The 19,489-nt window shown below is 41.1% G+C and carries 14 protein-coding genes; 3 read left to right on the plus strand and 11 right to left on the minus strand.

Going from position 1 to position 19,489, the window contains the following annotated elements; translation table 11 throughout:
- Positions 1-163 precede the first annotated feature (163 nt).
- Complete coding sequence (locus E7276_RS05490; protein ID WP_294214738.1) at positions 164-1,306, plus strand: HD-GYP domain-containing protein; 1,143 nt, start codon at positions 164-166, stop codon at positions 1,304-1,306.
- Here the strand turns inward: E7276_RS05490 and recD2 are convergent.
- The 10 genes from recD2 to E7276_RS05540 form a co-directional block, all read right to left on the minus strand.
- Entirely contained in the window at positions 1,296-3,524 is a 2,229-nt protein-coding gene (gene recD2 / locus E7276_RS05495; RefSeq protein WP_294214741.1) for an SF1B family DNA helicase RecD2, read from the minus strand. The genes E7276_RS05490 and recD2 overlap by 11 nt on opposite strands.
- A 680-nt stretch (positions 3,525-4,204) precedes the next feature.
- A complete protein-coding gene (locus E7276_RS05500) occupies positions 4,205-4,648 on the minus strand; it encodes a hypothetical protein (RefSeq protein ID WP_294214743.1) in 444 nt (147 codons plus the stop codon).
- Positions 4,649-4,732: 84 nt separating this feature from the next.
- Positions 4,733-5,548 carry a flagellar hook-basal body protein gene (locus E7276_RS05505; RefSeq protein WP_294214745.1) on the minus strand — a complete coding sequence of 272 codons (816 nt, stop codon included), beginning with the start codon at positions 5,546-5,548 and terminating at the stop codon, positions 4,733-4,735.
- Between the two features lie 33 nt (positions 5,549-5,581).
- Positions 5,582-6,385 carry a flagellar hook-basal body protein gene (locus E7276_RS05510; protein ID WP_294214748.1) on the minus strand — a complete coding sequence of 268 codons (804 nt, stop codon included), beginning with the start codon at positions 6,383-6,385 and terminating at the stop codon, positions 5,582-5,584.
- Between the two features lie 134 nt (positions 6,386-6,519).
- Positions 6,520-7,263, minus strand: a complete 744-nt coding sequence (locus E7276_RS05515; RefSeq protein ID WP_294214749.1) for a glycerophosphodiester phosphodiesterase — start codon at positions 7,261-7,263, stop codon at positions 6,520-6,522.
- Positions 7,264-7,282: 19 nt separating this feature from the next.
- Positions 7,283-8,266 (minus strand): rod shape-determining protein, encoded by a 984-nt coding sequence (locus E7276_RS05520; protein ID WP_294214751.1) that lies wholly within the window; start codon positions 8,264-8,266, stop codon positions 7,283-7,285.
- A gap of 354 nt (positions 8,267-8,620) precedes the next feature.
- Positions 8,621-9,490, minus strand: coding sequence for a carbohydrate ABC transporter permease (locus E7276_RS05525; protein WP_294214753.1), 870 nt, complete (start codon positions 9,488-9,490; stop codon positions 8,621-8,623).
- Positions 9,490-10,545, minus strand: coding sequence for a carbohydrate ABC transporter permease (locus tag E7276_RS05530; protein WP_294214756.1), 1,056 nt, complete (start codon positions 10,543-10,545; stop codon positions 9,490-9,492). The genes E7276_RS05525 and E7276_RS05530 overlap by 1 nt, the downstream gene beginning before the upstream one ends.
- A 125-nt stretch (positions 10,546-10,670) precedes the next feature.
- Entirely contained in the window at positions 10,671-11,954 is a 1,284-nt protein-coding gene (locus E7276_RS05535; RefSeq protein WP_294214758.1) for an ABC transporter substrate-binding protein, read from the minus strand.
- 167 nt (positions 11,955-12,121) lie between these two features.
- Positions 12,122-13,156, minus strand: coding sequence for a LacI family DNA-binding transcriptional regulator (locus tag E7276_RS05540; protein ID WP_294214759.1), 1,035 nt, complete (start codon positions 13,154-13,156; stop codon positions 12,122-12,124).
- Between the two features lie 151 nt (positions 13,157-13,307).
- On the opposite strand from E7276_RS05540, the gene E7276_RS05545 reads away from it, so the two are divergent.
- Positions 13,308-14,282 (plus strand): adenylyl-sulfate kinase, encoded by a 975-nt coding sequence (locus E7276_RS05545; protein WP_294214761.1) that lies wholly within the window; start codon positions 13,308-13,310, stop codon positions 14,280-14,282.
- Between the two features lie 16 nt (positions 14,283-14,298).
- Positions 14,299-15,963, plus strand: a complete 1,665-nt coding sequence (locus E7276_RS05550) for a glycosidase (RefSeq protein WP_294214763.1) — start codon at positions 14,299-14,301, stop codon at positions 15,961-15,963.
- A gap of 693 nt (positions 15,964-16,656) precedes the next feature.
- Here the strand turns inward: E7276_RS05550 and uvrA are convergent.
- On the minus strand, positions 16,657-19,482 hold the full coding sequence (gene uvrA, locus E7276_RS05555) for an excinuclease ABC subunit UvrA (RefSeq protein WP_294214766.1): 2,826 nt from the start codon (positions 19,480-19,482) through the stop codon (positions 16,657-16,659).
- Positions 19,483-19,489 lie beyond the last annotated feature (7 nt).

Below are 19,489 nucleotides of genomic sequence, written 5' to 3' on the forward strand. Positions count from 1 at the left end.
AGAGTCTTAATAGTTTTCAAAAAATATACACCATTTCGAAATAATCCTCTTTTTTTAACCACTAATCAAGGAACCTGCGCACTGTTGTACACAATTACTTCAATTGTATTTCCTTTTCACAAAGCATATAATTTAATTAAGTAAAACTAGAAAGGATTGTATTATGCAGACACTTACAACAGATAAGCTTGAAGCTGGGATGGTTGTAGCAGAGCCTATTCTTACAAAACGTGGACAGGTTATTGCGAAGGCCGGTGAAAAGCTCTCAAACCAGCTTATTGCTAAGCTTACTTTCTATAGAATTGAATCCGTTAGTATTGAAGAGGAAGAGGCGCCTGAAGAAATACCTGTTGCTGAGGAACCTGCTCCTAGCCAGGAACCTAAGGCAACACCTAAGGAATCTACTTCTAGAGTTAGTGACCAAATTACCTATACTCAGAGATTAAAGGCATCTCCATCATTCCAAAAATTCCAAACAGATTATGCTCTTAATATCACTAGTCTTAAAAAAAATATAGAAGCAATAAAAAATGGTGGTGATGCTTCATGCACCCGAGATATGCTAGAAAATTGTGAGTCTTTGTTTATTTCAAAGACATCTCTTGAACTGCTTGATATGATTGGAAATATGCGAAATCTTGAGGATCCCATTTATTCCCATTCACTTAATGTTGCTCTTATTGCCCGTGCAATTGGCAAATGGTTGAAGTGGCCAAAGGATGCCTTGAACGATCTGATTTTGGCTGGATTACTACACGATATTGGCAAGACTGAGATTCCAGAGTCTATTCTTAATAAGCCTGGTAAATATACTGATGATGAATTCGAAACGATGAAATCGCATCCTTTACTTGGCAAAAAGATTCTTAACGGCAAAGGCTTTGATTCTAATATATTAGCTGCCACATTGCAGCATCACGAAAGAAGCGATGGCAGTGGCTATCCACGTGGACTTATGGATGATGAGATTGACGATTTTGCTTGTGTTATCGCCATTGCTGATGTTTATGATGCTATGACTTCAGCCAGAGCCCATCGCGAGCCTCTTTGTTCCTTCCAGGTAATTAGTCAATTTGAAAAGGAAGGCCTACACAAATACCGTACTAAATACATTTTGACCTTCTTGGAGCGCATTGCCAATGCATACAACAACAGCCGCGTAATGCTTAATAATGCAAAAACAGGCCGCGTAGTCTACATCAATAAGAGTAGCCTTTCACGACCTGTAATTCAGCTGGACAACGGCGAAATCATCAATCTCGCCGACAGCGCTTATAATAATATTTTCATTAAATCTATTCTGTAATACACTCTTCTATACGAGCTCTAAGTCCTGAGTAACGTTTAGCTTGAGATATATTATCAACCATCGAATAGAAAACATCTGCGTCGCCTACCATGGTGACGCATTTTTTTGCCCTGGTAATAGCTGTATACAATATATTTCTATTCATTAACATTTTAGGGCCTTCTGCAATAGGCATAACGACAGCTGGGTATTCAGAGCCCTGTGATTTATGTACGGTGATAGCATATGCAAGCTCCAGCTCATCAAGATTTGCAAATGGGTAGACAACTTTGCGCCCCTCTTCAAATTCCACCGTAATATTTTTTGCCCAATCGTTAATATCCTTAATTATTCCAACATCACCATTAAAAACTCCTACGCCCTTTTCAATAGCAATATTGTAATTTCCCGTAACCTCCCAATCCAACTGGTAATTGTTACGAATCTGCATTACCTTATCACCCTCGCGGAGTATTCTGGTATCGCCTCTCCATTCCTTTTTTTCAGGTGCTTCAGGGTTAAGATAACGCTGCAATATTATATTTAATCGCTCAACCCCAAGCAATCCTTTTCTAGTTGGGGTAATTACCTGTATATCACTAATGCCAGCATCTACATACTTTGGCATTTTTTCTTTTACAAGAGTAAGCATGACACTGATGATGGTGTCTGCATCACTTCTCTTTAAAAAGAAGAAATCCTTTGATTTATTATCCAACACCACATGCTGTCCCTGGTGAATTTTATGGGCATTCATAACAATGTCACTTTCCTGAGCCTGTCGGAATATTTTTTCAAGGGTTACTGATGAAAATCGACCAGATGCCAATATATCCTTCAGCACATTTCCAGGACCTACGCTAGGCAGCTGATTAACATCACCAACCAATATCAATCTCGTTCCCGGTGAAATAGCCTTTAGCAGAGAATACATCAAGGTAACATCTACCATGGACATTTCATCAATTATAATGACATCACACTCAAGGGGATTATCCTCGTTACGGTCAAATTTTGCCAGAGCACTGGAATCCTCATCATCGCTGATTCTTCCTGCCACCTCTAGCATTCTATGGATAGTCCTTGCTTCATAGCCTGTGGCCTCAGTCATTCTTTTGGCTGCACGTCCCGTAGGAGCCGCCAAGAATATCTCGTATCCTTCCTCTTCGAAAAGATGAATCATGGTTGTTATGGTAGTGGTTTTACCTGTACCAGGGCCACCAGTAAGCACAAACAAGCCCTTTTCGGCAGCGGAGATAACTGCATTTTTCTGCAAATCATCCAGCTCCACCTCTTCATCCTTTTCAATTCGACGAATAACCTTTTCAAGGTCAGCCTTGTCTACTTTATAGGTAACATTTAGCTGGTCCAGCATACCCGCAATAGACTCTTCCATTCTATAGAAGATTCTAGAATAAACCTGCTTTTCCTCGCCTACAGTCTTAATAATAATTTTGCGTTCCATGGCAAGGTTCATTATCTGAGCTTCCACTGCCTCTGCAGGAACCTTCAGCAAATCAACTGCCATAGAAGCCAGGGTTTCAATTGGCAAATAAGTATGCCCCATGCCAGCTCCCTGGCTGAGAATAAACTGTATTCCGCCCTTAATCCTAAATTCAGAGTCGACCTTTATTCCCACCTGTGTAGCAATCTCATCAGCAGTCTTGAAGCCAATACCTGAAACCTCGTCCGCCAAGCGATAAGGATTACTCTGAATAACACTATAAATGTCATTTCCAAATCGATTATATATCTTAATAGCGGTATTCCCATGTAGGCCATATCTATCAAGGAAAATCATCGCATTTCTAATATCCTTAGCACCTACAATCTGATCAGAAATCTCCATAGCCTTATTCATGGAAATTCCCTTAACCTCTGCCAAGCGCTCCGGCTCTTCCTCAATAATCCTAAAGGTATCCGCCCCAAACTTCTTTACGATTCTAGCCGCCAGCTTAGGACCAATTCCCCTAATAGCTCCTGAGCCCAAATAACGCTCCATGGACAGCTCATCTGTCGGAGTCACTGCCTCATAGCTACTAGCCTTAAACTGTCTACCGTAAGACGGATGATCCATATACTCTCCTCTAAGCAAGAGATTCTCTCCCTCACCAATAGCAGGGAAAACTCCCACCGCAGTAATAAGGAACTCATCCACCGCAAACTCTAAAACCGTATATCCATTATCCTCATTCCTAAATATTATATTCTCTACGTATCCTGTTATTTCTTCCATGTGGACTATAATAACACATTCCCGCCCACAAAAAAACAAACCCGCCACCGGGCCATGGCATAAGTGGTCCACACCTTCTCAACAAGATTTGACCAAGCCCCTTTACGCCCCTGTGGCACCGAGGGTAATGCAAACTTTGCAAGAATATTATGTTTTCCATATATGCAAAGTGTCGCATCTTTAATTAGCATGTGTCTTTCTCATGTCTGTACAATTTTGAAAAGCTGTTTTCCATAGGTGGACACACAAATCCTTTAAATAATTGTGCATTTCAGACTCAGGGGAACTTGGCGCGATTTTGGAGTGCGCTTAGAAAATTAAAAACAGGATTATCAATATATTGGCATGCGCCGCTAGGATGGCGGCGCAAGTGCGACACGCGACACGATGTCGTATAAAGCACGGTGCCAATATATGATAATCCTGTTTTTTAAATTTTCTTAGCAAACGTAATATGAGCCCAAGTCCCCTGAGTTCTGAGATGCACAGTTAATGAATCCAAAGTGTCCACCTAGCAGGAAAACACTTTTCAAAATAGTTCATCCATAGAAAGACACATGCGAGATGCTCCCTTTTTGCATATTGGAAAACTATAATATTCGCAAAATTGTTTGCATTACCCTTGGTGCCACAGGGGCGTAAAGGGGCTTGGTCATTATACTATAACCGGGTGTGGACGCTTATGCCAGGACCCCGGTGACGGTGTTTGTGTTTTCTTTGGCAATGTCCTCGGAAACTGAGGCGTCATCTGGGCTTATATCCTCTAATGGAAGGTTCGTAGTACCTGTGATACCGTAGTTGCGCATAATCTGGTCTACGAAGTCTTCGGTGATATTGTCACCTACTTGGTCGACGATTTGCGAAGCCATTTCGGAGTACATTTTGTCCATGAAGAAGTCTTTGTACATGGAAATGCTGTTGTCCTCTTCTTCGTCGTTTTCGTCTACGAAGGATTCCTTCATTTGCTTAAGGACTTGCTCCATCATGTAGGTTTCGAAGCTTTTTACGGCTTCAGTAACTTCTTCTTTGCTGGAATCCGCGGTGATTTTTCCTATTGACTTTGTGGTTTCCTCGGCAGCCTGCTTAGCTGCATTTGCGTATTGCGACTGCAAATACGTGTTCATTGTTGTTACATCCATTTTCCCATCCCCCTTAGTGAACTTGAATTTCCAAATCCGCAATAATGAAAATTCTACACCTACTATTTACTATCTCTTAAGGTTATTAGCCTGCTCCAACATTGTGTCTGAAGTAGTAATAGCCTTTGAATTCATTTCATAAGCTCTCTGAGAAATAATCAGATTAACCATCTCATCTGCTACATTAACATTTGAACCTTCAAGGTAGTTTTGCATTATTTCGCTTCGAATAACACCTGCTGTATTCCACTCACCCATTGGTTCACCGGATGCTACAGTTTCATCATATAAGTTTTCACCTATTTTGTTAAGTCCTACTCTGTTAGTAAATTGATAAAGTGCTATGGTCTGACCTGTATTTGTATAAGTACCCTGAGCATTTCTGTATGAAATAGAGCCATCATCAGGATTTACAGTAAAACCACTTTCAATTTCCTTTGGAATAGTGATTGGCTTTCCTGTCTGATCTAATACCTGATAGCCTTCAGCTGTGGTAAGAACCTTATTTCCAGCTGAATCTAATGCCCAGCCGAAGTTTCCGTTTCTAGTGTAATGTGTTTCCTCTCCATCCTGTACTGCGAAGAAACCGTCGCCTACGATGGCCATTGCGGTAGGGCTCTCATTTGCAAGAGTTGCGCCCTGTGCAAAGTTTGCATTTATTGAAGCTACTCTAGTGCCCAGTCCAACCTGTGCACTTGTTGGCTTTGTCTCGCCCTGACCATTGGTGCTTGTTGATTCCATTGTTTGATACAACAATGTTTTGAACTGTGTGCTTTGAGATTTATATCCTGTTGTATTTACATTGGCCAAATTGTTTGCAATCGTATCAACTGAAACCTGTTGACCTTTCATTCCTGTGGCTGCTGACCAAAGTGAGCGCATCATAAGCTTTTACCTCCTGTGGATTGCTTGTTACGATTATACCGAGCCGACTGTATTTACGGTTTTATCAAGGGTTTGATCCTCGGTTTGGATTATCTTTTGGCCTGCTTCGTAGGCCCTAGCTATCTGAATCATGGAAACCATTTCGTCCACTACATTTACATTGGATGCCTCTAATGTGCCTTGCTCTAAAATGGCTTCACTTTCGATGATTTCACCACCATCGATTAAAGTGTACATGTTCTCGCCGTATTTATTTATATAATCGTAATTGGCTATATCAATAAGTCCTATTGTGTCAACCTCTTCTCCATCCTGAGAAATCGTGCCATCTGCTGCGATTGCATATGGAAGACTAGGATCGATTTGTACGTAGTAGTCTTCGGTGGATTGTGAGTTCAACGCTCCCTCTTGATTCAATACATAATCACCATCAGAGGTTCTCAAGTATCCATCGCTATCAACTACAAATGAACCATCACGGGTATACATAATAGAGTTTTCCCCATCTCTATTAGTAAAAGATATTGCGAAAAAGCCTCGTCCGCCAATTGCTACATCTGAAGGCTTATCTGTAATTTGGAATGCTCCCTGATCCCAGTTCGTATAGGTTTCACCTATCTTTGCTCCAAGTGAAATATATCCGATTCCCTCAGGTCGATTCATAAGAGCTGATGTATCCTTAATTTTTATTGCTAATCTCTCATCAAAGGCTTGCGCAACCATGGCTTCCTTTTTGTAACCTGTAGTAGCCGAGTTTGCAAGGTTGTTTGTCATAACCTCAAGTCTCTTCTGCTCATTAACCATTCCTGTAAAAGCTGTATAAAGTCCTTTAACCATGGATTTTCCCCCAAGCATTTTAATGATTAATAGTATCCATAGTCTGTATCGGTATTCAGAATCTATAATTAACCCCTAAATGAAAAATTTTCTATAAAAAAAGGATCCATCCGAAGATGAATCCTTGTATCTGTTTATTTATCCCAAGAATAGGTATCTACTATTTCTTTGGCTAGATCTGGGAAATTCGTTATGATGCCATCTACTCCCAGTTTGCATGCCTTGTGAAGATTGTCCTGTGTGTTGACTGTCCATGTATTTATGGCTAAGCCTACTTCATGGGCTTCCTCAACAAAGCCTGGATATTTAAGATTGTAAAAAGCTGGATGCAATGCATCTACGCCATGACGTCTGCCATAATCTGGCATATCAAGGGGGCCGTCTGAATATAAAAATCCAGTGGCTGCCTTAGGCTCTAGCTCTTTTATTTTCATGATGCTGTAATGATTAAAGGATGAAAAAATGACTCTATCGAGCATTTCGTATTCTTTTGTCATTTTGAGAATGTCTGCTTCTAAATCCTCATAAAACTCAACACCATTTTTTAATTCTATATTGATTGTTAAATTAGTAGGCTGAATTAGTTCAAAGACCTGTCCCATGGTAGGAATATCTGCATGCTCGCAGCCCCTTTGAGTAGCGTTGTAATTGTATCTACGAAGCTCCTCTAAGGTGTAGCTTTTAACCTTGCCTCTGCCGTTTGATGTACGATTGATTTTCTCGTCATGGATAACCACGATCTGATTGTCCGCAGTCTTGTGGATATCTAGTTCGATGCCATCAGCACCAAGCTGTATAGCTCGCTCAAAAGCTACAATCGTATTCTCTGGCAAATATCCGCTGGCTCCCCTGTGAGCCCAGATTTTAGGTCTTTTCATAATCTGCCCCCGAATAGTATTAGTCTCCTGCAAGAAGCTCTACATAACGTCCTGTACCGATAGCTACGCATGTCATAGCCTCGTCAGCTGTCATTGTGTTGATGCCTGTACGGTCCTCGATAAGCTCCTCAAGACCACGAAGAAGCGCACCACCACCAGTAAGAACGATTCCTCTGTCAGCAACGTCAGCTGCAAGCTCAGGTGGAGTCTTCTCAAGTACAGAGTGAATAGCCTCAACAATCATCATAGTAGACTCCTTGAGAGCCTCCTCTGTCTCCTCAGAAGAAACAGTGATTGTCTTTGGAAGACCTGAAACAAGGTTACGACCTCTAACATCCATAGTCTCTGCCTCACCAAGTGGGAAGCAACGACCAATTTTGATTTTGATATCCTCGGCTGTACGCTCACCGATAAGAAGATTGTGCTTCTTTCTCATGTAACGAACGATGGCCTCGTCAAAATCATCACCAGCCATCTTGATAGATGTGCTGACTACTGAGCTACCAAGTGAAATAACTGCGATATCAGCTGTACCACCACCGATATCTACAATCATATTACCCATAGGAAGGGAAATATCGATGCCAGCACCGATAGCTGCTGCGATTGGCTCCTCAATGATAGAAACCTCACGAGCTCCAGCTGCGAAAGCTGCATCCTCAACAGCACGCTTTTCTACTTCTGTAGCACCAGAAGGAACGCAAACTGAAATACGAGGCTTGCGATAGCTCTTTTTGCCCATAGCCTTCTGTACGAAGTATTTAATCATTTTCTCAGTGATTGTGTAATCAGAGATAACACCCTGACGAAGTGGACGAACCGCCACAATATTACCAGGAGTACGTCCAATCATAAGACGTGCCTCCTCACCAATTGCCTTAATTTTATTAGTATCTCTATCAAAAGCCACTACTGAAGGCTCTTTTAAAACAACGCCCTTGCCCTTAACGTAAACAAGAATACTCGCTGTACCTAAATCGATTCCGATATCTGATCCTGCCATTTTATTGTTCCTTTCTTTTACTGAAGCTAGAATATTTAACTGCCCAATTGGACAGAATTATGCATTTTCACTTTTTCTATTATAAACGATAATGCCCAATATTCAAGCCCTTTTAGCCACATAGCCCTCTTTATATATGACTAAATTTTCCTCGATTTTCTAAAAAATTTTGGCATAAAATAAAATCGCCGGTGCACATCTAATGCACCGGCGTAAGAGTCGGGGAGTGCGACCAAAGTTACCCTTGGTCGCTGAGTTATGAAAAATTTGGTATTAGCTTTCCGCTAGTACATGTAGTAATATAACTTCCCTATGTGATGGTTAAGTGAAGATTTAAAAAATATTTTAATTTTTTTATCCTTTTACCGCACCTTCGATCATTCCGTCCATAATCTGCTTCTGTGCAAAGAAGAATAAGATAAGGATTGGAATAATTGCAAGGAATGCAGCTCCAAGGATTAAGTTCCACTGTTTTACATATGAACCTACGAATGCCTGCACAGCAACAGGAAGTGTCTTAACTGGTCCGTTCTGCTGTAGAAGGATTGATGGAAGTAGGTAATCGTTCCAAATCCACATACCATTAAGAATAGTAATAGTTGTGATTACTGGTTTTAATAATGGGAAGATAACAATGAAGAATGTCTGCTCTGGAGAACATCCATCGATTGATGCTGCTTCCTCAAGTTCCATAGGAATACCCTTGATAAAACCATTTAAAATGAATACTGTCATTGCACCGCCGAAACCAAGGTATGCAAATACAAGACCTGGTATTGACTGAATCATTGGAATACCAATGAAATTTCCTACATCTTTAAATGAAGATATAAGAGGTAACATAACTACCTGGAAAGGAATAATCATAGATGCAATAAATGTAAAGTAAATTACTGCTGACCATTTTGTTTTGTTACGGCAGATAACCCATGCTGCCATTGCACCAAATAAAGCAAGCAATACTAATGAAAGCACTGTTACAACTACTGATGTAAAGAATGCTGGCCAGAACTGGAAGTGAGTATTGTTTATTACATCTGTTAGGTTCTGAATGAAATTGCTGAATGATACACCATTAAATCCAATTGGATTTGCAGTAATATCATCTGTTGTCTTACAGCAGTTAACAACAACTAAGAAAAATGGGAACAATACATATATTGCAATGATTATTGCTACTACCATTTTTGCAACTACTTTGGAGGTCTTCTCTTTAATTTTCATTATAATTCTACCTCCCTCTTATTTGATACACGTACCTGAATAATAGAAACTATTGCAAGTACTATGAAGAAGAATACAGCTTTAGCTTCGCCATAAGCGTACTCATTATTTACAAAAGCTGTTTCATAAATGTTGTGTGCAAGCATTGATGTACCTTTTGAAAGGTATTTGCCCATGAATGTGACTGAGCCTGTACCATTTGTTAATGACAAGTTAACATCGAACTGCTTGAATGCACTAGTAAGTGTAAGGAATGTACAAATTGTAATTGTTGGTGCAATCATAGGAATCTTAATTTTGAAAAGAGTCTGTAATGCATTGGCACCATCAATCGATGAAGCTTCTATAATATCGCCAGGAACTGTATTAAGTCCTGTGATGTAAATCAACATGATATATCCAGCATACTGCCATACATATACCATAACAATTCCGATAAATGCTGTCTTTGTCTCAACAAGCATAGATGCCTGTGAATTTAAAATCTCAGTGATAACCTTTGAGAAAATGAACTGCCAAATGTAACCTAATACGATACCACCGATAAGGTTTGGTACGAAGTATGCAGCTCTGAAAAATCCAAGTCCTTTAAGCTTTGATGTGCAAAGTAAAGCAAGCAAAAAGGCAACTAAATTTACAAGAATAATATTTATTATTACAAACAAGAATGTTATTAATACTGACCACATAAACTGTGCTTCGCCAAACATTCTCTGATAGTTTCCAAATCCAACACCCTTATTTACTGTGATACCGTCCCAATCAGTGAATGAATATCCGATACCAATAAATAATGGGAAAATAACTGTTACAACAAATGCAAACAGTAATGGGAATAAAAACATAAAGTTAATTATGCCCCTGTGATGTTTTAATGTAGGGAAGAAATACAAACCTACAAAAAACAAAATGCAACCTGCAATTATCAACTCACCTCTTATTCCTAAGAAATCTGTAAGTGTTATTGCCATAAACAATCCCGCAACCATCAAGGCAATACCAATTATCATTGTTCCAAAGGAAAAAATCTTTCTTTTGGCGGAGAACTCACCCATAACAAATCTCCTTTCTCTCCCTAACGACTTTATTCCTATTACGTAAGAAGGAATTAATACAGCCCTATCCTACTTAGTAAAAAAGGGGCAGTGCTTAAGCTCTGCCCCAAAGCTAACTCTAAATATTAGTTTGCGTAGTAATCAGCGATTACCTGCTCCATAGTTGTTGTGAAGCTTTCTGCGTCAAGCTTGCCCTGAGCATAATCAGCAAATACCTGACATGTCTGGTTCTGAAGACCATCCTTCTTGAGCATTGTGTGCCATCCAGAGAACTTACCAGCATCAATGTATGACTTCATGCTTGAGTAGAATGGGTTAACAGCTTCGTACTGGCAATCATCAAATGGAGAAACAAGACCTGCATCGTTTACAAGAATATTCTGTGCAGAGTCGCCTGCGCACCAATCAAAGAATGCCTTTGCGCCATCAACGTTACCCTCAGAGTATGCTACCCAGTAGCTTGGTGGTCCAGCGATGATTGTATCAATGCCATCCTCAAATGCATAAGGAGCAAATCCACATTCAAAATCAACATCATCAGGTGATGTTACACACCAGTTACCCTGTGTGATGAATGCATACTCGCCTGCCTTGAAGCCAGCTACCTGCTCATCATATGTGCCATCAACAAGAAGGTCTGGATCTGAGTACTGGTTCATCATGCCAACGAACTCTGCGAATGCAAGCATTCTGTCGTGGTCAACCTGACCGCCATCATTAAGTAAATCAATATATGTAGTATCATCAGCAGCAAGTCCTGCATCAAGGTACTGTGCAAATACGTGTGTTCCTGAAGACCATCCAAGGTTAGATGGCTCTGCGCACCAACCAAGTACTGCCTTAAGTCCAAGCTCATCCTTCTTGCTATCAAGAGTCTCAAAAGCCTCTTTGTAAGCTGCTGGGCTTGTAAGTGTTGAAGGATCAATACCTGCTGCTGTAAGAACATCTGCATTGTATCCAAGTGCTGTAGCCTCTACTGTGTAAGGGAATCCGATTGTACCCATTGAATCATCAACAAGCTCGAACTCTGTCTTATCTGTCCAAGACTCGCCTGCAAGGTCTGCCAATAAGCCGTCCCATGAGCTAGCCTGGTTTGCTTCGATAACGAAGATATCTGGCATGTTACCAGCTGCCTTCATCTTCTTAAGCTCATCAGAAGCGTTTGTATCACCACCTATTGTCTGAACAATAAGTTCATTTCCTGTCTCCTCTTTGTAAAGAGCTGCTAAATCCTGAAGCTGAGCATCAATCTCAGGCTTACCATTTAAAAGTGTAACTGATGAAGTAGCTGTGCCATCTCCTGAACTAGCATTTCCTGATTCTGTGTTTGCTGTGTTTGGCTGTCCACAAGCAACGAAGCTGCTTGCCATAGCGCCAACGAGAAGCATTGAAAGTAATTTCTTTCTCATTCTTTTCCCTCCGTAATACATGTTGCATATGTAAAAAATATGCAGTTATTTTTGTGCATATTGCACAAGTCGCTTTGGATTCCCTAGTCAACTTTTGCGCATAAGTTTGCTATAAGTAATATATATCACAACTAGATTTTGAGGTCAACCCCTTTTTCTAAAATTTGTTAACCCCTGAAAAAGCTTGATTTTCTAGGCTTTGTGACAGTATCTCTTATTACTAGGCTTGTTGGGAGTGTTATCTGATGATCAGTTTGTTCACCCCGCAATTGCTTGAGTAAAGTCTCAGCTGCAATGATGCCCTTCTTTTTGACATCCTGATGAACTGTTGTAAGGGCAGGTCTGTAGAGCTGTCCCATCATATTGTCATCAAATCCTGCTACTGAGATTCCCTCTGGAACCCTAATTCCTCTATCTGTAAGGGCTGACATTAATGTCACCGCATACAAATCTGAAACACACATAATCGCTGTATAATCAAGGGCTCTGTGGCATATTTCATCCAAGCTCTTCTCGATTTCAGCGCTGGCTGGTCGTATCTTAAGGAAATCCTTTTCAGAATATTCGATGCCAGCCTCTTCTAAAGCTTTTTTATATCCATTTAAACGAGCTAAATCAACGCCTTTTGTATTATCTGATAAAAAGGCAATACGCTTATGACCACAGGAAATGATGTAATTTACCATGTCATAAGTACCCTTTTCATCATCCAGGCCTACATTGGTAAAGTGTTTGAGACCCTCCATACTGTAGGTGTCTATACATACAATTGGCTTTTTATATTTTGTACTAACTCTGATTCCATCATCATCTAGCATTCCAAAAAGAATAAGACCATCTACATTCCATGTAGAAACATGACGCATGATTTTCTCTGTATCTCTAGAGATATAAATCATCATGAAATATCCGGCATTTCTAATAGTTTCCTCAATGCCACCGATAAGCTCTGCTACGAATGGATCTGTGATAAGATTCTCATATTTATCTACTCTAGCCTTAAGAGCCAGACCGATAATCTTTGACTCATTCTGAGCAAGATTTCTGGCATTAATATTTGGAACATAGTCTACTTCTTTGAGGAATTCCTGAACACGACGTCTGGTTTCTTCTGATACTTCACTATCTTTTCCGTGAATAACGTTAGAAACCGTCGTTGTGGACATATTTAAATGTTTCGCAATTTCCTTGATGGTTATCATTTTGAAAAACCTCTTTACAAAAAATAAATTGTATTGTATTGTGAAAACATGATATCACTTATGCGCATAAGGAGTCAATATTGCGCTATTTCACAGTTTTTGTAAGTGATTTTTGGTAATATTTCATAATGTAGAGAGAAGGGAAAGAAAAATGAATTCAAAATTTAACACTATTGAAAAGGACGCTTCAATCAACGAGAAGTTAACAGCTTCAATTGCTAACGTTGAAGGGCTTAATATACCAGCTGATATCCCACACGGAGATATGCCAGGAGACAAAATTGAAATTGGTGAGTCTCACATTGCAAAGGCACGTACTATTTATCCAGCACTTGTTGAGGAATTAAAGAAAGCTACTTCTTCTAACAAGTTCGGCCGTGCAGTTATTTGCGTTTGTGGTGGTTCAGGTGTAGGAAAGAGCGAGATTGCTTCGATTCTTTCTTATATGCTTACATCTTCTGGAATCAACAGCTACACAATGTCAGGCGACAACTACCCACATAGAATCCCTATGTATAATGACGCTGAGAGACTTCATACCTTCCGTCAGGGCGGTATGCGCGGTCTTGCAAAGGCTGGCATTGCTGATAAAGAGGTATTTGCAAAGATTTCTGAGCTCCAGAAGGCTGAGGATGATGCTAACCAGGCTCACATTAATGAATATGATTGGTTCAAATATTATCTTGAGGCTGGAAAAACAGCTCTTACAAATTATCTTGGAACAACAAACGAGATTGATTTTGCAGAAGTAGACAGCATCTTATCTGCTTTCTTAAATGGTGCTGACAAGCTTTACTTAAAGAGAATGGGCCGTGACGAATCAACTCTTTGGTACGACGAGGTTGACATGTCAAACACATCAGTACTTATCCTTGAGTGGACTCACGGAAATAGCGATTATCTTTCAAACGTTAATATTCCTATTCTTCTCAACAGCACACCTGAGGAGACATTAGAGCATAGACGTTCTCGCAACAGAGACGGTAAATTAGACAGTCCTTTCACTATGCTTGTTCTCAACATTGAGCAGGACAAGCTTAAGGCACAGGCTCACAAGGCTAAAATTATTATCACAAAGTCTGGGGAGCTTATTGATTACAATACATTTGAAAAGTTAATGGGTTAAATCAAAAGGAGTAAAAATGAGTAACACAAGAACAGACAACGGACCTATGCTTAATGCATATCCAGATAGCATGGGTACAAAACTTTCGGACATTATTAAAGTCCTTCAGAAACCTGAGTTCAAAGACGTATTCCAGTCTTTTTATATACTACCTAGCATTTACAATACGGATTTGGACAGGGGCTTTTCCGTATTTGATTACGGAATCAATAAGGAGCTTGGTTCTGCTGATGATATCGCAGCTTTAGGAGAGTTGGGTATTGATTTGAAGCTTGATTTTATTTTAAATCACGCTTCTGTTCTCTCACCACAGTTCCAGGACCTTATTAAAAACGGGGAGAATTCTATATACAAGGATTTCTTCATCAACTGGAACAAGTTCTGGGAAGGTTATGGAGAAATGACTGAGGGAGGATACATCCAGCCTGATCAGAAATATATCAAGGATATGTTCTTTAGAAAGCCTGGCCTCCCAATCCTTATGGTTCGCATGCCTGATGGCAAAGACGTACCATATTGGAACACATTCTATCAGGAAGTACGCTACAAGCGTCCTGATGGAATGGATTTGATGGATATCACTGATATTTCTTACACATCAGCAAATACCCTTGCTAGCAGAATCTGCCAAGCTTTGGATGAAGGCAAAACACCTTCTGACATTGATTTCAGCGGATTTGAGCAGCACAAGGAAGCAATCGTAAACTACCTTGAGTCTACACGCCGCTACCTTGGCCAGATGGATTTAAATATCAAGTCTGATTTGGTTTGGGAGCACTACAGAAACACTCTTAAAACTCTTTCAGAGTATGGTGCTAAAATCGTTAGACTAGACGCATTTGCATACGCTCCAAAGGAGCCAGGCAAGAAGAATTTCCTTAATGAGCCTGACACATGGGACGTTTTAGAAAGAGTCAACGGATTAGCTAGCGAATACGGTCTCTCACTACTACCTGAGATTCATGCCACATACGGCGAAGGAACTTACGAGACAATCGCTTCAAAGGGTTACATGACATACGACTTCTTCCTTCCAGGACTTCTTATCTACACCTTGGAAGAAAAGGATCCTACATTGCTTGTTAACTGGGCAAAGGAGCTTATTGAAAAGAAGATTCGTGTAGTAAATATGCTCGGCTGCCACGATGGTATTCCACTCCTTGACCTTAAAGGAATGCTACCAGAAGAGGAAATTCAGAAATTAATTGATATCATCGTTGGTCGCGGTGGTTATGTAAAAGACTTACACGGCGCAAAGAACATGTACTACCAAGTAAACGCAACCTACTACAGCGCTCTTGGTGAAGACGACAAGAAGATGCTTCTTGCTCGTGCCATCCAGATGTTCATGCCTGGCAAGCCACAAATTTGGTATTTGGATTTATTCGCTGGCAAGAATGATTACGAGGCTGTTAAGCGTGCAGGTGTTGGCGGTCACAAGGAAATCAACCGTACAAACCTCTCACCAGAAATGATTGAAGAGGCCCTCGGCAAAGAAGTAGTTCAAAAGCAGCTTGAACTCTTACGCTTACGCAACACACACCCAGCCTTCGGATTCGAATCAAACTTAGAAGCAAGTGCCGACGGCAACACCTTGGTACTCGCTTGGGAAAACGGCGGACGTCACGCAAAGCTCACAGCCAACCTCGTCGACTACAGCTACACCGTCACAGTAGACTAATCTTAATAATTCACTTTAACGGCTCTTTACTTCAAGGGCCGTTATTTTTTGCCCACTTTTTCTGTGGCCCCGCCCACCTCTGCCCGCCAGGCTCCCTAGGCACCTTTGTAACACAATTTCGCGAATATCGTAGTTTTCCAATATGCAAAAGGGAGCATCCCGCATGTGTCTTTCTATGGATGAACCATTTTGCAAATTGTATTTTTATTGGGCGGACATTTTGGTTTATATAAATTGGTACAACTCAGGTCTCAAGGGGGAATTGGGTTCATAGTACGTTTGCTAAGAAAATTTAAAAAGCAGGATTATCATATATTGGCACCGTGCTTTATACGACATCGTGTCGCGTGTCGCACTTGCGCCGCCGTCCTAGCGGCGCATGCCAATATATTGATAATCCTGCTTTTAATTTTCTAAGCGCACTCCCAAATCACCCAATTCCCCCTGAGCCTGAGTTGTACCTAGTTTAGTTATTTGTGTCCGCCCATAAAATACTTTTTGCAAAATTGTCCAGACATGAGAAAGACACATGCCAATAAAAGATGCGAGTCTTTGCATATTTGGAAAACAAGATATTCTTGCGATGTGTTACAAAGGTGCCTAGGGAGCGTGGCGGGCCGGGGTGGGCGGGGCTAATAAGGGGCTGGGCCATAAAATAACGGCCTCCAAGGTGGTGGAAGCCGTTAAAGTGAATTATTTAAGATAGTCTTTCAGGTATTGACCGGTGTAGCTTTTCTTGACTTTGACGATTTCTTCTGGCGTTCCCTTTGCGATGACGGTGCCGCCGCGGTCGCCGCCGTCAGGGCCCATATCGATGATGTAGTCGGCACACTTGATTACGTCAAGGTTGTGTTCGATTACTACTACGGTGTTGCCAGAGTCTGAGAGCTTGCGCATGATTTCTACAAGCTTGTTTACGTCGTCGAAGTGGAGTCCTGTAGTTGGCTCGTCAAGGATGTAGATGGTCTTGCCTGTGGCACGACGTGAAAGCTCTGTAGCAAGCTTGATACGCTGGGCCTCGCCACCTGATAGTGTGGTGGATGGCTGGCCAAGCTTTATGTAGCCAAGACCTACGTCATAGAGGCATTGGATTTTGTTGGCTATGCTAGGCACGTTTTTGAAGAATTCTACTGCTTCTTCTACGGTCATATCAAGGACGTCGTAGATTGTTTTGCCCTTGTAGTGGACTTCTAGTGTCTCGCGGTTGTAGCGCTTGCCACCGCATACTTCGCAAGGAACATAAACATCTGGAAGGAAGTGCATCTCAATTTTGATGATACCGTCACCAGAGCATGCTTCGCAGCGTCCGCCCTTTACGTTGAAGGAGAAGCGTCCCTTGTTGTAGCCACGCTCCTTTGCCTCAGTTGTGCCTGCAAATAAGTCACGTATTAGGTCGAATACGCCTGTGTAGGTGGCTGGATTTGAACGTGGTGTACGTCCAATTGGTGATTGGTCGATATCGATTACTTTATCAAGAGCCTCGACACCAAGGATGTCATCGTGCTTTCCTGAAATCTTACGGGCACGATTCAGTCGTTTTGCTAAATCCTTGTAGAGAATCTCATTAACAAGAGAACTCTTTCCAGAGCCTGAAACACCTGTGACTACTGTCATGATGCCAAGTGGTATGTCAACATCTATGTTTTTAAGGTTGTGCTCTCTGGCACCCTTTATGGTAAGCCATCCGTTTGGCTGTCTGCGCTCCTTTGGAACAGGAATGCAGAGTTTACCACTAAGATATTGGCCTGTGATGGAATTTGGATTGTCCATAATTTCCTGAGGAGTACCTGCAGCAATGACCTCTCCACCATCCTTGCCTGCACGAGGGCCGATATCCACAAGATAGTCTGCGGCCTTCATGGTATCTGCATCGTGTTCTACAACTATTAGTGTATTTCCAAGGTCTCGAAGGCCCTTGAGTGATGCTAATAACTTGTCGTTATCCTTTTGATGAAGTCCAATAGATGGCTCATCTAAGATGTAGGCAACGCCAACAAGTCCAGAACCAATCTGGGTGGCAAGACGAATTCGCTGAGCCTCACCACCTGAAAGTGTAGCTGTTGCACGGCTAAGTGTAAGGTAATCAAGTCCTACATCTACCATAAATTTAAGTCTGTTTCTAATTTCTTTTAGGACAACAGCACCAATTTTTTTCTGTTGCTCTGTAAGCTCGAGATTGTCGATTAAATCGTAAAGCTCATGAACTGGGTACTGGGTCATCTCAAATATATTTTTGTCTGAGATTGTAACAGCAAGGGATTCCTTTTTTAGACGCTGTCCATGGCAGCATGGGCAGTCACTATAAAACATAAATTCCTCGTACTCTTTCTTCTGATTCTCTGAGAAGGTTTCTTTGTAGCGACGATTAACATTTTCAATCAAGCCTTCGAAAACGGTAGGATACACTCCTCTGCCTCGCTGTCCCTGATAGTGAACATCAACTGATTTGTCAAAGCCATGAATAAACATGTGACGAATATTCTCTGGCAGATCCTTGTAAGGTGTATCAAGTGAGAATCCGTATTCTTCTGACAAAGCCTCAAGAAGGGCATGGGCAAAGCTTGAAGATTTGTTAGAGGATTGCCAACCAATAACCTGCACTGCTCCCTCATTGAAGGATAGGCTCTTGTCAGGAATCATAAGATCCTCATCAAATTCCATTTTGTAGCCAAGTCCAAAGCACTCAGGACATGCACCAAATGGATTGTTGAAGGAGAAGCTACGAGGCTCTACCTCATCAATGCTGATACCGCAATCTGGGCAGGAGAAGCCCTCAGAAAATCTAATTGGTTCTCCATCGATTACATCAACAATCATAAGGCCGTCTGCAAGCTTTAGTACATTCTCAATGGAATCTGTAAGACGCTTTTCTATACCCTCTTTTATTACAAGTCTATCAACCACAATCTCAATGTTGTGTTTGATATTTTTATCAAGCTTTATTTCCTCTGATAAGTCGTAAACATTACCATCAACATTTACACGAACATAACCAGACTTTTTAGCCTTTTCAAAAAGCTTTTCATGAGTACCCTTTCGACCTCTAACTACAGGAGCTAAAAGCTGGATTTTGGTACGCTCTGGTAGAGTCATGATGGCATCAACCATCTGGTCAACTGTCTGCTTACTGATTGGTTTGCCGCAATTAGGGCAATGTGGTATACCGCATCTAGCGTAAAGTAGACGCATGTAATCATAAATCTCTGTGACAGTACCAACTGTAGAACGTGGGTTGTGGTTAGTACTCTTTTGGTCAATGGAAATAGCGGGTGGCATGCCTTCCATGTGCTCAACATTAGGCTTTTCCATTTGGCCTAAGAACTGACGGGCATAGGAAGATAGAGACTCCATGTAGCGTCTCTGTCCCTCTGCAAATATAGTGTCAAAAGCCAATGAAGATTTACCAGAACCTGATAAGCCTGTGAGAACAACAAATTCATCACGAGGAATATCAATGCTGATATTTTTAAGATTGTGCTCGTTGGCTCCTTTTATTTTTATATATTTTCTTTCTTTCATTTACATA

This window comes from Pseudobutyrivibrio sp. (assembly GCF_015057185.1).
In the GTDB taxonomy this organism is placed as follows: Bacteria; Bacillota; Clostridia; order Lachnospirales; family Lachnospiraceae; genus Pseudobutyrivibrio.

Bases quoted from the DNA above. Each gene is read 5' to 3' on its own strand.
- E7276_RS05490 (WP_294214738.1), top strand. From the start codon at position 164: ATGCAGACACTTACAACAGATAAGCTTGAAGCTGGGATGGTTGTAGCA.
- recD2 (WP_294214741.1), bottom strand. From the start codon at position 3,524: ATGGAAGAAATAACAGGATACGTAGAGAATATAATATTTAGGAATGAG.
- E7276_RS05500 (WP_294214743.1), bottom strand. From the start codon at position 4,648: ATGAACACGTATTTGCAGTCGCAATACGCAAATGCAGCTAAGCAGGCT.
- E7276_RS05505 (WP_294214745.1), bottom strand. From the start codon at position 5,548: ATGATGCGCTCACTTTGGTCAGCAGCCACAGGAATGAAAGGTCAACAG.
- E7276_RS05510 (WP_294214748.1), bottom strand. From the start codon at position 6,385: ATGGTTAAAGGACTTTATACAGCTTTTACAGGAATGGTTAATGAGCAG.
- E7276_RS05515 (WP_294214749.1), bottom strand. From the start codon at position 7,263: ATGAAAAGACCTAAAATCTGGGCTCACAGGGGAGCCAGCGGATATTTG.
- E7276_RS05520 (WP_294214751.1), bottom strand. From the start codon at position 8,266: ATGGCAGGATCAGATATCGGAATCGATTTAGGTACAGCGAGTATTCTT.
- E7276_RS05525 (WP_294214753.1), bottom strand. From the start codon at position 9,490: ATGAAAATTAAAGAGAAGACCTCCAAAGTAGTTGCAAAAATGGTAGTA.
- E7276_RS05530 (WP_294214756.1), bottom strand. From the start codon at position 10,545: ATGGGTGAGTTCTCCGCCAAAAGAAAGATTTTTTCCTTTGGAACAATG.
- E7276_RS05535 (WP_294214758.1), bottom strand. From the start codon at position 11,954: ATGAGAAAGAAATTACTTTCAATGCTTCTCGTTGGCGCTATGGCAAGC.
- E7276_RS05540 (WP_294214759.1), bottom strand. From the start codon at position 13,156: ATGATAACCATCAAGGAAATTGCGAAACATTTAAATATGTCCACAACG.
- E7276_RS05545 (WP_294214761.1), top strand. From the start codon at position 13,308: ATGAATTCAAAATTTAACACTATTGAAAAGGACGCTTCAATCAACGAG.
- E7276_RS05550 (WP_294214763.1), top strand. From the start codon at position 14,299: ATGAGTAACACAAGAACAGACAACGGACCTATGCTTAATGCATATCCA.
- uvrA (WP_294214766.1), bottom strand. From the start codon at position 19,482: ATGAAAGAAAGAAAATATATAAAAATAAAAGGAGCCAACGAGCACAAT.